We start from the raw sequence: 16,872 nt of genomic DNA, 5'->3' as shown, positions 1-16,872 counted from the left end.
GGCAAGTGTAGACGACCGTCTTAGCGTTGTGACTCGCATCACCAATCAACTCTTCCCAGCGGCCCACTCCTGGCCCAACTCCCCAAGGAAGCACATGGCAAGCAACACAGCACTTCCGGCGTCGTCAATGATGACCCGCCGGACCATCGCCGGAATGATCCTGGCGATGGCATTGATTGAATCGCTCAGCGGCGTCACGCAGGGCTACCTGAACCCGATCCTTCCCGCACTGGGACCGGTCTTCGCAATTGACGACCCCACCATCAACGGCATTTTCCTGATCTCCAACGTCAGCTTCGCCGTGCTCACCCCCATCATCTCCAGGCTTGGGGACAGCTACGGCTACCGGCTGGTGCTGCGCTGGTCCACCGGCGTAGTCACGGTCGGCGTGCTGCAAATGGCGTTATGGCCGTCGTTGTGGACGGTGACGTTCGGCGTCGTCATGCTCACCTGCGTGGTGGGGTTCATCCCGCTCATGATGGGCATCCTCCGCGTCACCAGCCCCTCGCACACCCGAACAGGCGTCAGCGTGATGATTGGCATGCTCATGATCATGGTGGGAGCAGGTGGCCTCCTTGCCGGCATTGTGGGTGTCACCGACCCGGCGCTCGGCTTCTGGGTCGCGGTCCCCTTCGCGGTGGTCGCCTTCGTCTGTTCCTTCCTGCTGCCCGAGGCCGGAGTCCCTACCCGAGAGGGCATCGCCCTCAAACCGCTGCTGGCGTGCTCCCTCGGCCTCATCGGTTTCGTCGTAGCCCTTTCCATGGCACCCGAATGGGGCTGGCTGGATGCCCGGACGTTGGTTGCGGGTCTGCTTGGCCTGATCCTTCTGGCTTACTGGGCCCGGCGCGACTCCAGCACCACCCAGATCAAGCGGTTCATGGACCTGCGCATGCTGGCCATTCCCGGGATCCGGGCAGTGTCGCTGGCTACTTTCTTCTTCGGCTTCGCCTCCATCAGCTACTTCGGCACCAACGGTATCTTCCTGCACTCACATCCCGACAAGACCGGCTACGGCTTCGGCATGAGCCCGCTCATGATCGCTGTGGTCCTGGCCCTGGCTTCAGTGCTGTCACTGGGATCATCACTCCTGACGGCCAAGGCACTCCGCCAGTTCGGCGAACGAGCCACCCTGGCCTTTGCCGGCATCCTGCTGGCCGGAGGTTTCGTGGTGATGTTCCTGGCCCACAGCTCCTTGGCCGGCTACTGCCTGGGCTTCGCCATGTTCAACCTCAGCCTGGGCATGTACCAGGCAGGCACGCGCTCACTGTCGGTTGAAGGGGTGCCGTTGGAGGAAACCTCGACGGCGGCCGGCCTGAACGAGTTGGCACTCTCCGTAGGCATTGCAGTGGGGGCAGCCGTGGTGAAGTTGATCTCGTCCGCCACCGCTGAGTCCGGCCACATTACGGAGACCGGCTTGTTCTTCATCTGGGGAGCCCTGGCTGTCGCGGCGCTCGTAGCGGCAGCTGCCGGCGCCAGGTACCCCAAACGCCAGGACGCCGAGGTGGCCGCATGAACACAGGACCGAACAGCGGGAGCCTGGGCGCCGCCGTCGTACTTCCCTCCCAGGACGGGCTCCAAACGATCCTGGACCGCCACCTGCAACGCTGGACACCTGAAATCCTGGACCTGAGCCACGCGATCCACGCCGATCCGGAACTCGGCGGCCAGGAGATCCGGGCCGTTGGGCGGGTCCAACGGGTACTGCGAAAGGCCGGCTTTAGCTTTGATGACAAGCAGCCCTCGCAGCCCACCGCCTTCAGCGCGCGCTTCGGGAACGGCGGGCTCGTGGTGGCATTGTGCGTGGAGTACGACGCGCTGCCCGCAATTGGCCACGCCTGCGGGCACAACGTCAATGCGGCCAGTGCGGTCGGAGCTGCACTGGCCCTCACGGCAGTGGCGGCGGAACTGGACATCACCGTAAAGGTTCTGGGAACGCCGGCAGAAGAAACCACCGGCGGCAAGGTGGATTTGATCGACGAGGGCTTCTTCAATGACGTGTCGCTGGCCATGATGGCGCATGCCGGGGGAAGCGATGTTGTTGGCGGTACGTCCCTGGCCATGGGCATGTGGGATGTGGTGTTCGAGGGCCGGGCAGCCCACGCCGCCGCGGCTCCTGACGAAGGCGTCAACGCGCTGGATGCCCTGGTGATCGCGCAAACTGCCATCGCCCTCGCGCGGCAACAACTGCCCGCAGGGTCCATCGTTTCGCTGATCGTCACCGAAGGTGGAAGCGCCGTCAACGTCATTCCCGACCGCACACGGGCAAACGTTGAGATGCGCGCTCCGGATATCCGGATCCTGAGGACCATTGAGGACAAAGTGCGGCGTTGCCTTGAAGGAGGCGCCCATGCCAGCGGATGCACGCTCCAGGTGACGCCCTCCGGCAACGCCTACGCCGAACTGCGCCAGGACTTGTTCCTCTCGGAGGCATACAAGGATGCAATGACCCTGCGGGGCCGGGCCGTCGCCTGTAATGCCGACCCGGTTGCCTCCACCGACATGGGCAACGTTTCGCAGCTGGTTCCCAGCATCCATCCCATGGTTGGCTATGACGTTCGCGGCGCGGCGCACCACACGGCGGAGTTCGCGGCGTTCGGCGCCTCGCCCGATGCCGACAGGGCGGTCCTCGACGCCGCGTTCGGGCTGGCGACAGCCGCTGCGGCTGCCGCCCTGGATCCGGTCCAACGCAAGCGCCTGCTGCGGACAACACACACGTAGCGCCCACGGCCCGGCTGCTGGCTCCATCGCTCTCCCGGGCGGAGAATGGAGGCAGCAGCAGGCGGGGTCGGCACCCGCATGCGTTCAAGGGAGAGCCATGGAGCAGGAGGCGTTTCCTGCGGTCAGCCCAACGGCTGCGCAGAGGGATCCGGCGATCGACCTTGTCCGTTTCACGTGCCTGCTCCTGGTGGTGGCCGCCCATTGCATGATGGTGAGCCCTGTCCTGCACAAGGACGGTACCGTCGACACCCGGAACGTGCTCATGGAGCAAGGCTGGTCGACGCCCGTGCTCTGGGTGCTGATGATCGTTCCCTTGTTCTTTGTTCTGGGCGGGGTCACGGGTCTCCAGTCCTGGCGCCGTTTGAAGGCAGCCGGAGGGGACGGGTTCGACTTCGCCCAGCTTCGCCTCCTGCGCCTGGTGCGCCCTGCCATGGCCTTGCTCGCGGTCATGTGGGGCGGGTTGTGGGTGGCGCTGCTGCTCGGGGTCCACCCGCAGATTATCCAGCTGATGACTACGGGCGCAGCGATGCCGTTGTGGTTCCTGGCCGCGTACCTCACCGCTCAGCTCAGCATCCCGCTCATGGCGAGGTTCCATGAACGTGCCCCGCTCCTGACCTTCGCAGCACTGCTGGCATTGATCATCACCATCGATTCCCTCCGCGGAGCCATTCCCGTACTGGCCTTCACCAACATGATCTTTGTGTGGTGCGCGGTCCAACAGCTGGGCTTCTTCAAGGCCGACGGCTTTTTCGAGCACCGCAGCCGCACCTGGCTGGTGGGTGCCATCGCCTCGAGCAACCTCCTGTTGGGGCTCGTCACGGGAGTCGGCGTGTACCCGGGCAACATGGTGGTGAACATCAATCCACCCAATTTGTGCCTGCTCCTGTTGGGCATTTCCCAGACGGCGACCCTGCAGCTGCTGGCCCCTGGCGTGCGGTGGCTCGCCGACGTCCGGTGGATCCGCGCCGTGATAGCCGTGGCCGGACGCCGGTCCATGACGGTGTATCTGTGGCATCTTCCCCTTCTTGTGGGGATGTCGGGGCTGCTGCTGCTCACCGATGTGCCCAGGCCGATGGCGGAGACGGCCGAGTGGTGGTGGGCGCGAATACCGGTCTTCATCGCGGTGGTAGCCCTGCTCGTCCCCGTGGCGGCGGTTTTCGGCCCACTTGAGGATCGTCCGACGGCGGCCAGCCACGCGCGCGGGCCGGCGCGGGCGGCTGTGGTGACGGCCGCCGTCGTGGTTTTCATCCCGGTGACGGACGCTGCCTTCAATGGCCTTACGCTCGCTTTGCTGGGTGGGGGAGCGGCGTGCTTCGCGCTGTCCGTCCTGCTGCTGGGCAGGGTTCCGACGCCGGTGCTGCCGCCGGCGGGAGCGAAACGCGCGGAGGCGTCCGGGCTCACGTTGCCAGCGCACGATTTACGTGCCAATCTCGAATCATGACCGAGAATACGGATTCACTGGCCGAGTCGTTCCGCCCCGGCGTTACTACGCTTCGCAACGACAAATTCCACCGCTACGAGCTTCATGTGGACGGGGAGTTGGCCGTGATTTCGCAGTTCATGGATAGGCCCGGCCACATCGATTTCATTCACACCGAGACGAGGTCCCAGTTCAAGGGCCAAGGCCTGGCCAACATTCTGGCCCACTTTGCCCTGGACGACGTCGTGGCATCTGGCAAACGCATCATCCCCCACTGCCCGTTCATTGCCGCGTACCTGAAGAAGCACGAAGGCTACGAGCAGGATGTCGATTGGCCCAAGGAAAAGCCGGCGGTCGAATCGGAAGCGAACAACAACTAGCTCTATTGGGTCAGTCGGACCCCGCGCCGCCCCAATGCCCTTTCCGGCGCGGCGACACTGACGTGACGGTTGCCGAGGACCAGAAGCCGAGGCCGGGGCGCGCTGGGCGGGCAGGCCAATCCAGGCGTTCGCCTGAGAGCGCCACGATGGCATCGTGCTCGTCCAGCACTTCCTGGCCGAGGCACCAGGCCCGGACCTGCATGGCGCTCACGAGGCTGCCGCCGTGCACATGGTCCGCCTCCGTCACTCGATAAGAGAAACTCCGCATCACGCCTTCGCCTGGAGCCAGGGACCCGACGGACAGATGGCGGCGCTCCGGGCTGGAGGTGTACAAAAGGGGCTCCATGGCCTCGTTGGTGAAAGACCGCGGAATAAGACGAATGTTACGGAGATGGCAAGTGGACTCGTTCATGATCCATGCCGTAAAGGTCACGGTCTCCCCGGGGACCGCCGTGGACTTGTCCGCACCATGGATCAACGTGACGGATTTCGGTTGCCCGCCCGGTGACCGTGAACCATAAAGCCGTGCAGGCGAAACCGGTGTTGCCGCACTTCGATAGGGAAATGCTTCCCCTGCGTGCATCGACCGCACCACCCGGGACAACGAAGACCGACCCCTGAAACGCGTGACTCCCCGTGCGGAGCGGAAGCTGTGAGACCTCATGCTTCATTAGTGGCGCGCAGGGCAGATTTGTGTCGCTTATTCGACGAAAGTTTTCGCCCCTTATAGTCGTAAGTACCCTGCGATTCAAGTCACGCTGCAATCTGATGACACACTACTGTTTATGGATCAAGTATTAGTGGCCGGGGCCGGTGGGGCGTCCCCAGCATTGGCCGCCGGTAACGACAGCGATCCCCACATCCTAAACCTCGTCCGGCAGGGCGTCACCGAGGCTTTCGACACTCTTTACACGCGGCATGTGCAGATCGCCCAACACGTTGCCCGCACGCAGTCAGACAATCCCAGTGACGCCGATGACGTCGTCGCCGAGGCCTTCGCCTCCATCTTCCAGTCCTTGAAAGACGGCAAGGGTCCGAAGGAGTTTTTCCGTTCGTACCTGCTGACCGTCGTGCGGCGCACGGCGCATGAGCGCAACCGGAAAGCCAGGCTTACCCAAGCCGCCGCCGATGACGCCGTTCTGGACTTCGCCGTCCACGATGACGATCGCGTGATCGAAGACCTTGAGTCGAGCATCATGGCACAAGCCTTCAGGTCCCTGCCCGAGCGCTGGCAAGCCGTGCTGTACCACTTGGACATCGAAGGGCTGAAGCCGGCTTCGGTTGCTCCCTTGGTGGGCCTGACCCCCAATGGTGTTTCGTCGTTGGCCATCAGGGCCAGGGAAGGACTTCGCCAGGCTTACTTGCAACACCACATCAGCCGTAGCGTTGACGAGGCATGCGAAGAGTTTGCCGGCCAGCTCGGCAAGTATGTGCGCGGTGCCCTCAAGCGCACGTCCAAGGAAAAAGTGGATGTGCACTTGGCAAGCTGCGCCAAGTGCACGGCCTTGTTGATGGAACTCAACGATGTCCAGGGCGGCATGCGGGCAATCCTGTTCCCCTTGGTTGCCGGCGTTGCGTTTACTCCTGCGGCTGCCGGAGCTGTGGGTTGGCCGGGAGCTGGAGGGGCCGCAATGTCCGGCAAGGCCGCCGCCGTCGGTCTTCATGGAATCAGCCAGGCCTGGAAAGTCGCTGCAGCCTTGGTGCTCGGTGCAGCAGCAGTGACCGGGGCCCTCACGTGGCTTCTGCAACCCGGCCCCGCACCTGCCTCAGTGGCGGTAGCGGAGTCGCCGGCCAGCATTGCGGCGGAGGCGGAAGCTGAATCTGGCGTGGCAACGCCGACGCCGGGCAGCAGCGTGACGCCGGAAACCAGTTCCACGGTGGAACCACCCCTCCTGCCTGTCGTTGCTCCCACCTCAGTGCCATCCGCGCCCGCCAGCCAACCTCCCGCCGTCGTGGTTCCGCCTGAAGAGCCGCTGAAGCGGAGTGCAGTTGTGGCGGACCCTGGCGTCATTTCCTCGACGACGGCGCCGCAGGCTGCCGCTTCGGAGGCGCCTTTGACCCACACGGTGGAGGCGACGTTCACGGCCAGCCAGGGCCCGGCCGCCGTGGAGCGTGACCTCCAGGTTCAGTTCTCCTTGGCCGGGGGTGGCTCGCCGACGTCAGGGGAAGCTGTCTTCGCCCTGCCGGCGGATATTACGTTCATTGCGGGGAAGACTGTAATGCCCTCCGGGTGGGACTGCAGCGCTTCGGAGGCGCATCAGATCCGGTGCATCACGGACTCAATCGACCAAAGCCAGCTGACTTTCGTCATGGCGGTGACCCTGCCCGCGGACGCGGAGAGCGGAACCCTGAACTACCAATTTGCTGGCCAGGGAATCGTGCCCAAGTCGTTCATCAGTACTTTCCACTAGCCCCCTGACGGCCCTTTCCTGTCGGCCAAAAAAGTTTTTTGGATTTTCGCGTCACGATTCAACGATTCCCGCCACTAAGAGGTTGAGCAGGTCTATGCCTCGGTGCAGCCTGTCGCAACAGATCCATCACGCGGGGGGAACTTATGCTCCGGCAGAGTCCGTGGCGTGGTCCGAACAGGCAAGAGAGTCAATGAGATATTCACGTCCCCGAAAGCTGCTGGCGAGCGTTCTCGCAGCGGTCATCATTTCATTGGGAGTGGGTGGCGCCATGGCCCCGCCCACTCGGGCAACAGTCCCCGGGACGCCTGGCGTGACGCAGCCCGGCACGGTCGTCTTCAATGAAGATTTCGAGAACGGTACCGACAACACGGCGCTCGGCGCCCAGTCCTACTCTGCTCCTGGTTCCACGAGCTATGTTGGAGCGACCGGGCAGACCTACACCGGTTCCGCGTCATGGATTGACGCGGTTCGGTGCAACGGGATCGTCCTGAGCTACGGCAACGCCGATACACCCCCTTGGGCGGTGTCCGGCCCTGCAGGATCAGGCACGGAGAATCGCTGCGCGGATCTAGGTACCCGCCGCAGCTACCAGTTCCTGCGCATGTTGGCCAAGGGCATGGGCCAACAGTTCACTCCCGGCTCGCCGGACACCAACCATGTGACGAGTTCATTCACCGAGTGCCCCTCCACGAACACCACCACGGGCCCCTGCGCCCTTATCCCGGCCGGTCCCCAGGCCGGGGTGATGTTCAAGACGGTTACTCCCTTGGCAACCACGGCGGGCCATTACTACACCTTCGGCGTTGATACGGCCTACATGAATTGCCTCGGCGGAACCTCGGATCCTTCCTACCAGTTCGCCCGGATCGACGCCGACGGAACCGTTACCCCCATCGGAAACCCTGTCGACGGCTGCCAGGCCTCCTCGGACCCCAACGTCCAGTCATTCCACCAGCAGGTAACCAGCAATGTCGGCGGCGTCTTCGGTACCGTGACCAAGACCGTGAACATCAACTCGATGACCACCAACCAAGCCTTCCAGTCCACTGGGGCATCCCTGGGCCTGGAGATGTGGAACAACAACGGAACCACCAACGGCAACGATGGCGCTTTCGATAACGTGCGTTTGGTGGACGTTACGCCGCAACTGGACAAGTCTTTTTCGCCGTCGCTGATCGGCCCGGGCCAATCCTCCACCCTCACGTTTACCGTCACCAACACCAGCGAACTTAATGCGAAGAACGACTGGTCCATCACGGACACCCTGCCTGCCGGCCTGAAAGTCGGCGCTGCGCCCAACGTGGGCGGCACCTGTGTCCAGTCGGCAGGGGACCCGCTGGCCACCACGGCCGTCGCGGGCAGCAACGTCGTCGCTGTTACCGGCGGTGACTTGGCCAAGGGCGCGGAGTCCTGCACCATCACCGTCGACGTCACCTCTGACACTGAAGGTACATACAGCAACGGCCCCGCGAACATCGTGACCAACCTCAATCCGCCGGCCGAGGCAACCTTGGTGGTCAAAGCACCGCGGATTTCCTTGAGCAAGGCGTTGGATGCTCCCCGCCTGGTTGATGCGGACCAGTTCACCGTGGAAATCCGATCAGGTTCGGGCGCCGGACCTGTGGTCAACAGCACGGCCAACTCGACTACGGCAGGCACCGGTGCAACGGTTACCGGGGGTACTGGCATTACCGGAAAGTACGCCGCCACCACCGGCACCACGTACTACTTGACGGAATCCGGCGCCAACCTGGCTGCCTATGACAAATCAATCACCTGCACGGATGTCAACGGACTCCAGCAGGGGCTTCCTTCCGGAGCTGTTGCGGACCAGCCTCTGGCACTGACCCCTGTTGCGGGCGCGGACATCAGTTGCGTGCTGACCAACACAGCTTTGCCCTCTCCCCGCATGGAGTTCACCAAGGCCGCCGACGCTTCCGGCGTGCAGTCGCCGGCCGTTGCAGGTGACCGGGTCACTTACACGTTCACCGCCAGCAACACCGGAAATGTGCCCCTCACGGGCGTTGTGATCAACGATCCCCTGGCAGGCCTCTCCAGCCTGACATACGCCTGGCCGGGAACTCCGGGCACCTTGCTCCCTGGTGAGGCTGTCACGGCAACGGCCACGTACGCCATCACGCAGGCCGACATTAACGCCGGTCATGTGGCCAATATGGCCAGCACAACAGGTACTCCGCCCACGGGCCCGGCAGTAACACCCCCTTCGGCAGGCACGGATACGCCACTGGCTTCCGGTCCGGCCATGGAGTTCACCAAGGCGGCTGATGCCTCCGCTGGCCAGTCGATTGGCGACCGCATCACGTACACGTTCACCGCGAAAAACACGGGCAATGTTACGTTGAAGAAAGTGTCCATTGACGACCCCTTGGCAGGCCTCTCGGCACTGACCTACTCGTGGCCCGGCACTCCCGGCGAGCTGCTTCCGGGCCAAGCGGTGGTGGCTACGGCAACGTACGCCGTCACCCAGGCGGACATCGACGCCGGTCATGTCGCCAACAGCGCCACCACCACGGGCACTCCTCCCACAGGTCCGGCGGTTACGCCTCGCCCTGGAACAACGGATACTCCCTTGACACCGTCTCCGGCCATGGAGTTCACCAAGACGGCTGATGCCTCCGCTGTTCACTCGCCGTCGAGGGTTGGTGACCGCATCACGTACGCGTTCACGGCGAAGAACGCCGGGAACGTCACGTTGAAGAACGTCTCAATCGACGACCCCCTGGCCGGCCTCTCGGCGCTGGCATACATCTGGCCCGGTGCTCCCGGAACACTCATGCCCGGCCAGACGGTGACAGCATCGGCAACATACGCCATCACTCAGGAGGACATCGACGCCGGTCATGTCGCCAACAGCGCCACCACCACCGGCGTACCGCCCACCGGCCCTTCGCTCACGCCGCTTCCGGGAACCACGGATACTCCGTTGACGCCGGCAGCAGGACTGGAGTTCACCAAGACGGCCGATGCTTCGGCTGTAGGCGACCCGGCCCGTGCGGGTGACCTGATTACCTACACGTTCAATGTGAAGAACACCGGGAATGTCCCGCTGAAGGATGTTGCAGTCAACGATTCCATGCCTGGCCTTTCGGCCGTGGCCTATGCATGGCCCGGTACGCCGGGCACGTTGCTGCCTGGCCAGATGGTGACGGCAAAGGCAACGTATGCCATCACGCAGGCGGACATCAACGCAGGCAACGTGGCCAATACTGCTACCGCAACCGGCACACCTCCCACGGGACCGCCGATGGGCACGGCTTCATCAACGGCTGGAGTGACCTTCCCGCAGGGCAGGCCGTCTGCTGCCGGTCACAGCGGGGGGTCATTGGCCAGCACTGGTGTTGTCCTCACCGTATTGCCTGTCAGCCTCTTGGCGGCCGGTGTTGGTCTCTTCCTGTTTTTCGTTGGGCGCCGCAAGCGTTCCGAGGCCTAGGCAGTATTCGCCCTTCCATTTACCCATCACGAAAGATCCAGGTAACCAGCACATGAAGGAATCAGTAGCGTGCATTGTGGGCGTGCTGCTTGCGGCCTCGGCGCTTTCCGCTTGTTCTTCGCCGCAAAGCAACGAGGCGGGCGCGTCGCCCTCGTCAACTACAACCCAAGCCGCCACCACAGGCGAGGCAAGGCCGGCGAACCCGGGCACCGGCATCATTCAGGCCACCACCATGAGCGCTTGCGACACGGCGTCCGGGAAGGTGGCGGCCAAGGGAACGGTGACTCCTCCGGTGGGCGCCACGGGGACTGTAAAGATCACTGTCAGCTGGGTGGATTCCAAGACTTCCGCCGTGCTTGCGCGGGGAGAACAGACGTTCAAGGACGCAGCGGCGGGCGAAGTCCTGGACTGGGCGATCAATGCCGAGTTCTCCAAAACGGGGGTGGACGTCAGGTGCGTCCTGGGGGCGACGGTGCTGTAGCAGGCCGTTTCTTTTGCCACTGATGTGCATGCCAGAACAAGAGTCCGGCAGTCATGAGAACGGCAGCCAGCAGCGCGTAGGGCGCGTTGGACAGCATCATGTACAGGAACTGTGCGGATCCGGCATTCTGGTAAGGCGCGGGCGCGGTCAGGGCCCCTGCGGCAGTGGCCACAGCCCACAACCCCAACCACATCAAGCCGGCATCGAGAACCCAGAGGGCAACAATAAACGGGTTCACTGAAAGGCGCTTCCGCGTGGGGTCCACGGTCTCTGGAACGTGGGGACTCACTGCCTGCAGTGCGTTGCCGTGCTCGTCGATTTCGCGGAAACCGAGACGTTCGTGGACGTGGTCCTTCATGTGGCCCCCAGCCGCAGACTGTTCTTGTCCCTGCACTCTACTCCTGCCCCGCGGGGCCCCGCCGGAAGCCCACCGCCGTGCTCTGAAGAGAGACCGGTCCGGGCAGGGAGGGGCCTTATTCTGCACCCAAAACCCGCTCAGTAAAAGTCAATGACGGGCGAAAGGCGTGCCCGGGACGCCAGAAACCGCCTTCCGAGCGAAATAGGTCACAAAAGTTTGACGGAAAGGGTTACCTAAGTAAGGCTTACCTTGCTAACAAGCGCCCAACGCAAACGGAAGGAAGCTGACGTGACGTCACCTAGTGTCGAAGAGCGGATTGCTCAGGAGCCGGATTTTGGTTCCAAAGTGGAGCTGGCCCTCGCTGCCACAAACCAGCTGTTCAACGCCCGCAATTCGCCCAGCTACGTGGCGCAGGTGCTTCAAGGCGTCAATGCCGTCTCCACCAAGGTCCAGCGGACAACCCGGCCCTTCACCGGTGCGGGCCATGCGGGACTGAAGGCGAAGGTCGGGGCCGTAGACCTCGACCGTCCCTTGCCGGACACTGCCGCCGCGCTTGACGAGCTTGATGAGCTCTACCTCAGGGACGCCGTCTACTTCCACGATGCCCGCTACGCCGCGCACCTGAACTGCCCGGTAGTCATCCCCGCGCTGGTAGGCGAAGCCGTGCTCTCCGCCGTGAACTCCTCCATGGACACCTGGGACCAGAGCGCGGGCGCCACCATGATCGAACGGCGCCTCATCGATTGGACCGCCGAACGCATCGGTTTCGGCGCAGGGGCCGACGGCGTCTTCACCTCGGGCGGCAGCCAGTCCAACTTCCAGGCGCTGCTGATCGCCCGCAACCACGCCGTTGCCAAGCTGCGGGCCTTGAGCGGCGACGCCCGCCTGCCGCACCTCCTGGACCGCCTGCGCATCTTCACCTCCGCGGACAGCCACTTCAGCATCCAGAAGTCCGCGTCCATGCTGGGCCTCGGCTTCGACGCCGTCATCTCCGTTCCAACCACCGACGACCATCGCATGGACCCCACCGCGCTCGCGGCCGCCCTGGCGGAAGCGCACGACGCCGGCCTGGTACCCATGGCGGTCGTGGCCACCGCCGGAACCACCGACTTCGGTTCGGTTGACCCGCTATCCGAGCTCGCCGCCCTGGTCAGGGCCTACGACTCCTGGCTGCACGTCGACGCCGCCTATGGCGGCGGTCTGCTGGTGTCAGGGCGGTATCGGCACCTCCTGGACGGCATCCACCTGGCTGACTCCGTCACCGTTGACTTCCACAAGACTTTCTTCCAGCCGGTCAGCTCCAGCGCGGTCCTGGTGCGCAACGGCTCCATGATGGGACACGTCACTTACTACGCGGACTACTTGAATCCGGAGAGTGCCGCGAAGGCCGAGATCCCCAACCAGGTGGACAAGAGCATCCAGACCACCCGCCGCTTCGATGCGCTGAAACTGTGGCTCACTTTGCGCATCATGGGTGCCGACGCCATTGGCGCACTCTTCGATGAGGCCATTGACCTGACGGGCCGGGTAGGGGCGTTGCTCGCAGACGACGCGGAGTTCGAACTCGCCGCAGCACCGCAGCTGAGCACGCTCGTCTTCCGCTACCGCCCGGAAATTGACGGCATGAAGCTCGGCGAAGACGCCGCGGATGCCCTCAACCCGGCCATCCGCACCGCAATCTTCGCTTCCGGCGAAGCCGTGGTTGCCGGCACCAAGGTGGCAGGTCGGCACTACCTCAAATTCACCCTCCTTAACGCCGAGGCCTCCCTGAGGGACATTCAGGAAATCATCGAACTCATCCGCAGGACCGGCGCGAGCCTCCTGGCAAACACCACGGAGGCAGCAGCATGAGCACCCACGGGCACGGCAAGATCTACGACGTCGCGGGCATCGGCGTCGGGCCCTTCAACCTGGGTCTGGCCGCGCTGAGCGAGCCGGTCGAGAACCTGGACTGCGTGTTCCTGGACCGCCGAGATTCCTTCGATTGGCACCCGGGCATGATGCTGGAGCCGGCTCACCTGCAGGTCCCGTTCATGGCGGACCTCGTGACCCTGGCCGATCCGACGTCGCCCTTCTCGTTCCTGAACTTCCTGAAGCAGACCGGGCGCCTGTACCGGTTCTATATCCGCGAGAACTTCTACCCACTGCGGGCCGAGTACAACCAGTACTGCCAGTGGGTGGCAGGTCAGCTCGGATCGGTGCGTTTTAGCACGGATGTGCTGGATGTTGCCTACGACGACGGCGTGTACCGCCTTTCAGTGCAGGGTCCGGACGGCGCTGAGGTGCTTCGCGCCCGGAGGCTGGTCCTCGGCACGGGTACCACTCCCTACATTCCGGACTCCTGTGCAGGAATAGTGGATGCTGGTGGACTTGTCCTCCACAACGCCGAATACCTGTCGAGGAAGAGTGAGCTGCAGTCCAAGCGCAGCATCACCATCGTTGGCAGCGGACAGAGCGCGGCAGAGCTTTACTACGAGTTGCTTCAGGAAATTGATGTCCACGGCTACCAGCTGAACTGGGTCACCCGCTCCGGCCGTTTCTTCCCGCTGGAGTACACCAAGCTCACGCTCGAGATGACGTCGCCGGAGTACGTGGACTACTTCCACTCGCTCCCGGGCGAGCAGCGGGATTCGCTGATCAAGAGCCAGAAGAACCTGTACAAGGGCATCAACTCGGACCTGATCGACGACATCTACGACCTCCTCTACACCAAGAGCCTTTCGGGAATGGTGGACACCCAATTGCACACGCACTCGTCCCTCACCGCAGCCGGGTGGGACCCCGCTTCGGGAACTCACACATTGCAGCTGCACCACGAGGAGCACGGCCGGGACTACTCGCTCGAGTCCGAGGCCGTGGTCCTGGCCACTGGCTACAGCTACAAGGAGCCTGCCTTCCTTGTGGGCATCCAGGACAGGATCCGCCGCGATGGCAAGGGTCGCTTCGACGTCGACCGCAACTATGGAACCGGCGTCGAACCCGGGGAAATCTTCGTCCAGAATGCCGAGCTGCACACCCATGGCTTCGTTACCCCGGACCTGGGCATGGCGGCCTACCGGAACTCCTGCATTCTCCGTGAGATCACCGGCCGCGAGGTCTACCCGATTGAGCGCAGCATCGCCTTCCAGCAGTTCGGGGCGCCTGCGGCAGTGCCTGCCGGGAGCCCGGAAACTGTGGGAGCAAGCGCATGAGCTTCACATTCCGGGCAGTGAACCCGGTGGCCGATGCACCTGTCCTCCACAGCTGGGTCAGCCAGGAATACGCGCGCTTTTGGGGCATGGTGTCCTCCACAGAGCAGGACGTTGTGGAGGAATACTCGAAGATCGCCGCGTCTGGTCATCATCAAGCCTTCATGGGGCTCGACGACGGCGTTCCCGCCTTCCTGATGGAACGGTACCGCCCCGAATCATCACCGTTGGCGGACGTGTACGAGGTTCTGCCCGGCGATGTGGGCATGCACCTTTTGGTGTCCCCGCCCAGCGGTGACCCGCGGCCCGGCTTCACCACCGCCGTCATGCAGTCCGTCATGACGGAGCTGTTCGCTGACCCGGCAACCCGGCGGGTCGTCGTCGAGCCTGACGCACGCAACCACAAAATCCATGTCCTGAACTGGAAGGTGGGCTTCCGGCCGCATGGCCTGGTGACCCTTCCCGCCGTGGACCCTGCCGAAGACCACAAGCAGGCCCTGCTGAGCTTTTGCACCCGCGAGGATTTCCTCGCCACCCTGACCCCGATTCTGGCCGCGACTGCCGCGGCGACCAGAGGAGAACTCCTGTGACCGCCACCGCTGAAACCACCATCAATGACCTCGCCGCTCCGGTGGCCCACCTGACCCCTGAGCGTTGGGCCGCCGCCAACCGGCACGTGGTCCGCAAGGCGATTGCGGAGTTCTCGCACGAGCGCATCCTGGTGCCGGAATTGATCCGCGACGAAGGTGCCGGCGTCGGGCTGTACAAGCTGCTCAGCGACGACGACGCAACCGAGTACCGCTTCCGTGCCCGTCTCCTTGAACTCGACCATTGGTCGGTGCCTGCCGATTCCATCGCACGGCTGCGGGACGGCCAGGAGTTGCCGCTGGACGCGCTGGACTTCATCACCGAATTCCACGAGGCCCTGGCCATCAAGCAGGAAATGCTGCCGGTCTATCTTGAGGAAATCAGCAGCACGTTGGCTAGCCACGCGTACAAACAGGGCAAACCGTACTCATCGGCAGAGTTGGCTGCGGGGATCACCGGCGGGGCTGATCGGGCCGCGGATTTCCAAGCCATTGAACACAGCATGACCGAGGGGCACCCGTGCTTCGTTGCCAACAACGGGCGGCTTGGCTTTGGGATTGCCGACTACCACGCCTTCGCACCGGAAACGGGTGCCACGGTAAAGCTGCAGTGGATTGCAGTGCACCGTTCCAAGGCTGTTTTCACTTCCAGTGCCGGACTGGATTACCGGACGCACTTCGAGGCCGAGCTGGGACCGGCCACCCTGGCTTGGTTCAACGCCGAGCTCTCTGCTGCCGGCCTGGATCCTGAGGACTACCTCCTCATGCCGGTCCACCCGTGGCAGTGGGACAACAAGCTCACCGTGACTTTCGCGGCAGAAATCGCCCAGCGGCACATCGTCCACTTGGGAACCGGCGAGGATTCCTACCAAGCGCAGCAGTCCATCCGCACGTTCTTCAACACCACTTCTCCGGAGAAGGCGTACGTGAAGACGGCCATGTCCGTGCTGAACATGGGCTTCATGCGGGGGCTCTCGCCGCAGTACATGAAGGCGACCCCGGCCATCAACGACTGGCTGCAGGAACTGATCGGGAATGACCAGGAGCTCCAGAACCGGGGCCTGGCCATGATCCGGGAAACCGCAGCCATCGGCTACCACAACCACTACTACGAGGCTGCTTCGGCCAAGGGTTCGGCCTACCGGAAGATGCTCTCGGCGCTGTGGAGGGAAAGTCCGCTGCCGTTGCTCAAGGACGGGCAGCAGCTGGCCACCATGGCGTCGTTGCTGCACGTGGATTCGTCCGGCAAGTCCGTGGTGTCTGCGCTCATTAAACGTTCCGGGTTGGCGCCCACTGCGTGGCTGCGCCAGTACTTCGAGGCGTATCTTGTGCCGCTGGTTCATTGTCTCTATGAGTACGAACTCGCGTTCATGCCGCACGGCGAGAACGTGATCCTGATCGTTGAGGACGGCGTTCCCGTCCGCGCCATCATGAAGGACATTGCCGAGGAAATCGTGGTCATGGGGGACCGGCTGGAGCTGCCCGAGGAGGTTTCCCGGGTAAAGGCGGAGATCCCTGCTGAGGAAATGGTCCTGGCGATCTTCACGGATGTCTTCGACTGCATCTTCCGCTTCCTCTCGGCGATCCTGGTGGAGGACGGGACTCTCCGCGAAGACGAGTTCTGGGGGACAGCGGCTGCCGTGCTGCGCGAGTACCAGGAACGCCACCCTGGGCTTGCCGGCCAGTTCGCCATGCACGATTTGTTTGCCCCGGACTTCGAGTTGTCCTGCCTCAACAGGCTGCAGCTGCGGAACAACCAGCAGATGCTCGATATCTCGGATCCCTCCGGAGGGCTCCAGATGGCCGGCCGCTTGGCAAACCCCCTGGCAAAGTTCGCCTAGCCCCCGCCGAGATGACAGTTAATGGCAATCCTGGACG

General features: G+C 63.6%; 13 protein-coding genes. 11 read left to right on the top strand and 2 right to left on the bottom strand.

Features of this window, described 5'->3' with window-relative positions:
• Positions 1-94 precede the first annotated feature (94 nt).
• The 4 genes from AB0N72_RS19690 to AB0N72_RS19675 all read left to right on the top strand — a co-directional run bounded on the left by AB0N72_RS19690 (position 95) and on the right by AB0N72_RS19675 (position 4,518).
• Positions 95-1,513: an MFS transporter gene (locus AB0N72_RS19690; RefSeq protein ID WP_363934784.1), complete on the top strand. Its 1,419-nt coding sequence runs from the start codon at positions 95-97 to the stop codon at positions 1,511-1,513.
• Entirely contained in the window at positions 1,510-2,718 is a 1,209-nt protein-coding gene (locus tag AB0N72_RS19685) for an amidohydrolase (RefSeq protein WP_363934786.1), read from the top strand. The genes AB0N72_RS19690 and AB0N72_RS19685 overlap by 4 nt, the downstream gene beginning before the upstream one ends.
• Before the next feature lie 97 nt (positions 2,719-2,815).
• Positions 2,816-4,159: an acyltransferase gene (locus tag AB0N72_RS19680; protein ID WP_363934788.1), complete on the top strand. Its 1,344-nt coding sequence runs from the start codon at positions 2,816-2,818 to the stop codon at positions 4,157-4,159.
• Positions 4,156-4,518: a GNAT family N-acetyltransferase gene (locus AB0N72_RS19675; protein ID WP_363934790.1), complete on the top strand. Its 363-nt coding sequence runs from the start codon at positions 4,156-4,158 to the stop codon at positions 4,516-4,518. The genes AB0N72_RS19680 and AB0N72_RS19675 overlap by 4 nt, the downstream gene beginning before the upstream one ends.
• A 10-nt stretch (positions 4,519-4,528) precedes the next feature.
• On the opposite strand, the gene AB0N72_RS19670 is transcribed toward AB0N72_RS19675, so the two are convergent.
• Complete coding sequence (locus AB0N72_RS19670) at positions 4,529-4,864, bottom strand: hypothetical protein (protein ID WP_364081407.1); 336 nt, start codon at positions 4,862-4,864, stop codon at positions 4,529-4,531.
• Between the two features lie 439 nt (positions 4,865-5,303).
• Between AB0N72_RS19670 and AB0N72_RS19665 the strand changes: the two genes are divergently transcribed.
• The 3 genes from AB0N72_RS19665 (at position 5,304) to AB0N72_RS19655 (ending at position 10,861) form a co-directional block, all read left to right on the top strand.
• Positions 5,304-6,929, top strand: a complete 1,626-nt coding sequence (locus tag AB0N72_RS19665) for a sigma-70 family RNA polymerase sigma factor (protein WP_363934793.1) — start codon at positions 5,304-5,306, stop codon at positions 6,927-6,929.
• A gap of 190 nt (positions 6,930-7,119) precedes the next feature.
• Positions 7,120-10,380, top strand: a complete 3,261-nt coding sequence (locus AB0N72_RS19660; protein ID WP_363934794.1) for a hypothetical protein — start codon at positions 7,120-7,122, stop codon at positions 10,378-10,380.
• A 52-nt stretch (positions 10,381-10,432) separates the two neighbouring features.
• Positions 10,433-10,861: a hypothetical protein gene (locus tag AB0N72_RS19655; RefSeq protein ID WP_363934796.1), complete on the top strand. Its 429-nt coding sequence runs from the start codon at positions 10,433-10,435 to the stop codon at positions 10,859-10,861.
• Here AB0N72_RS19655 and AB0N72_RS19650 read toward each other — a convergent pair.
• Positions 10,830-11,219 (bottom strand): hypothetical protein, encoded by a 390-nt coding sequence (locus AB0N72_RS19650; RefSeq protein ID WP_363934798.1) that lies wholly within the window; start codon positions 11,217-11,219, stop codon positions 10,830-10,832. The two genes, AB0N72_RS19655 and AB0N72_RS19650, sit on opposite strands and share 32 nt — an antisense overlap.
• A gap of 288 nt (positions 11,220-11,507) precedes the next feature.
• Between AB0N72_RS19650 and AB0N72_RS19645 the strand changes: the two genes are divergently transcribed.
• Genes AB0N72_RS19645 through AB0N72_RS19630 form a run of 4 tightly spaced genes read left to right on the top strand, consistent with a single transcriptional unit; the run spans position 11,508 to position 16,835 of the window.
• Complete coding sequence (locus tag AB0N72_RS19645) at positions 11,508-13,070, top strand: aspartate aminotransferase family protein (RefSeq protein ID WP_363934799.1); 1,563 nt, start codon at positions 11,508-11,510, stop codon at positions 13,068-13,070.
• Positions 13,067-14,410: a lysine N(6)-hydroxylase/L-ornithine N(5)-oxygenase family protein gene (locus AB0N72_RS19640; protein ID WP_363934800.1), complete on the top strand. Its 1,344-nt coding sequence runs from the start codon at positions 13,067-13,069 to the stop codon at positions 14,408-14,410. Before AB0N72_RS19645 ends, AB0N72_RS19640 begins: the two co-directional genes overlap by 4 nt.
• A complete protein-coding gene (locus AB0N72_RS19635; protein WP_363934802.1) occupies positions 14,407-14,997 on the top strand; it encodes a GNAT family N-acetyltransferase in 591 nt (196 codons plus the stop codon). Before AB0N72_RS19640 ends, AB0N72_RS19635 begins: the two co-directional genes overlap by 4 nt.
• The gene (locus AB0N72_RS19630; RefSeq protein ID WP_363934804.1) at positions 14,994-16,835 is read left to right on the top strand and encodes an IucA/IucC family siderophore biosynthesis protein; all 1,842 of its coding nucleotides are present in this window, start codon (positions 14,994-14,996) and stop codon (positions 16,833-16,835) included. Before AB0N72_RS19635 ends, AB0N72_RS19630 begins: the two co-directional genes overlap by 4 nt.
• The last annotated feature ends 37 nt before the right edge of the window (positions 16,836-16,872 follow it).

Origin of the sequence: Paenarthrobacter sp. NPDC089307 (genome assembly GCF_040685055.1) — a bacterium.
GTDB lineage: Bacteria > Actinomycetota > Actinomycetes > Actinomycetales > Micrococcaceae > Arthrobacter.
The sequence above is the reverse complement of the archived record's forward strand: the minus strand, read 5'-3'. Positions and strand labels throughout refer to the sequence as shown.

Bases quoted from the DNA above. Each gene is read 5' to 3' on its own strand.
- AB0N72_RS19690 (WP_363934784.1), top strand. From the start codon at position 95: ATGGCAAGCAACACAGCACTTCCGGCGTCGTCAATGATGACCCGCCGG.
- AB0N72_RS19685 (WP_363934786.1), top strand. From the start codon at position 1,510: ATGAACACAGGACCGAACAGCGGGAGCCTGGGCGCCGCCGTCGTACTT.
- AB0N72_RS19680 (WP_363934788.1), top strand. From the start codon at position 2,816: ATGGAGCAGGAGGCGTTTCCTGCGGTCAGCCCAACGGCTGCGCAGAGG.
- AB0N72_RS19675 (WP_363934790.1), top strand. From the start codon at position 4,156: ATGACCGAGAATACGGATTCACTGGCCGAGTCGTTCCGCCCCGGCGTT.
- AB0N72_RS19670 (WP_364081407.1), bottom strand. From the start codon at position 4,864: ATGGAGCCCCTTTTGTACACCTCCAGCCCGGAGCGCCGCCATCTGTCC.
- AB0N72_RS19665 (WP_363934793.1), top strand. From the start codon at position 5,304: ATGGATCAAGTATTAGTGGCCGGGGCCGGTGGGGCGTCCCCAGCATTG.
- AB0N72_RS19660 (WP_363934794.1), top strand. From the start codon at position 7,120: ATGAGATATTCACGTCCCCGAAAGCTGCTGGCGAGCGTTCTCGCAGCG.
- AB0N72_RS19655 (WP_363934796.1), top strand. From the start codon at position 10,433: ATGAAGGAATCAGTAGCGTGCATTGTGGGCGTGCTGCTTGCGGCCTCG.
- AB0N72_RS19650 (WP_363934798.1), bottom strand. From the start codon at position 11,219: ATGAAGGACCACGTCCACGAACGTCTCGGTTTCCGCGAAATCGACGAG.
- AB0N72_RS19640 (WP_363934800.1), top strand. From the start codon at position 13,067: ATGAGCACCCACGGGCACGGCAAGATCTACGACGTCGCGGGCATCGGC.
- AB0N72_RS19635 (WP_363934802.1), top strand. From the start codon at position 14,407: ATGAGCTTCACATTCCGGGCAGTGAACCCGGTGGCCGATGCACCTGTC.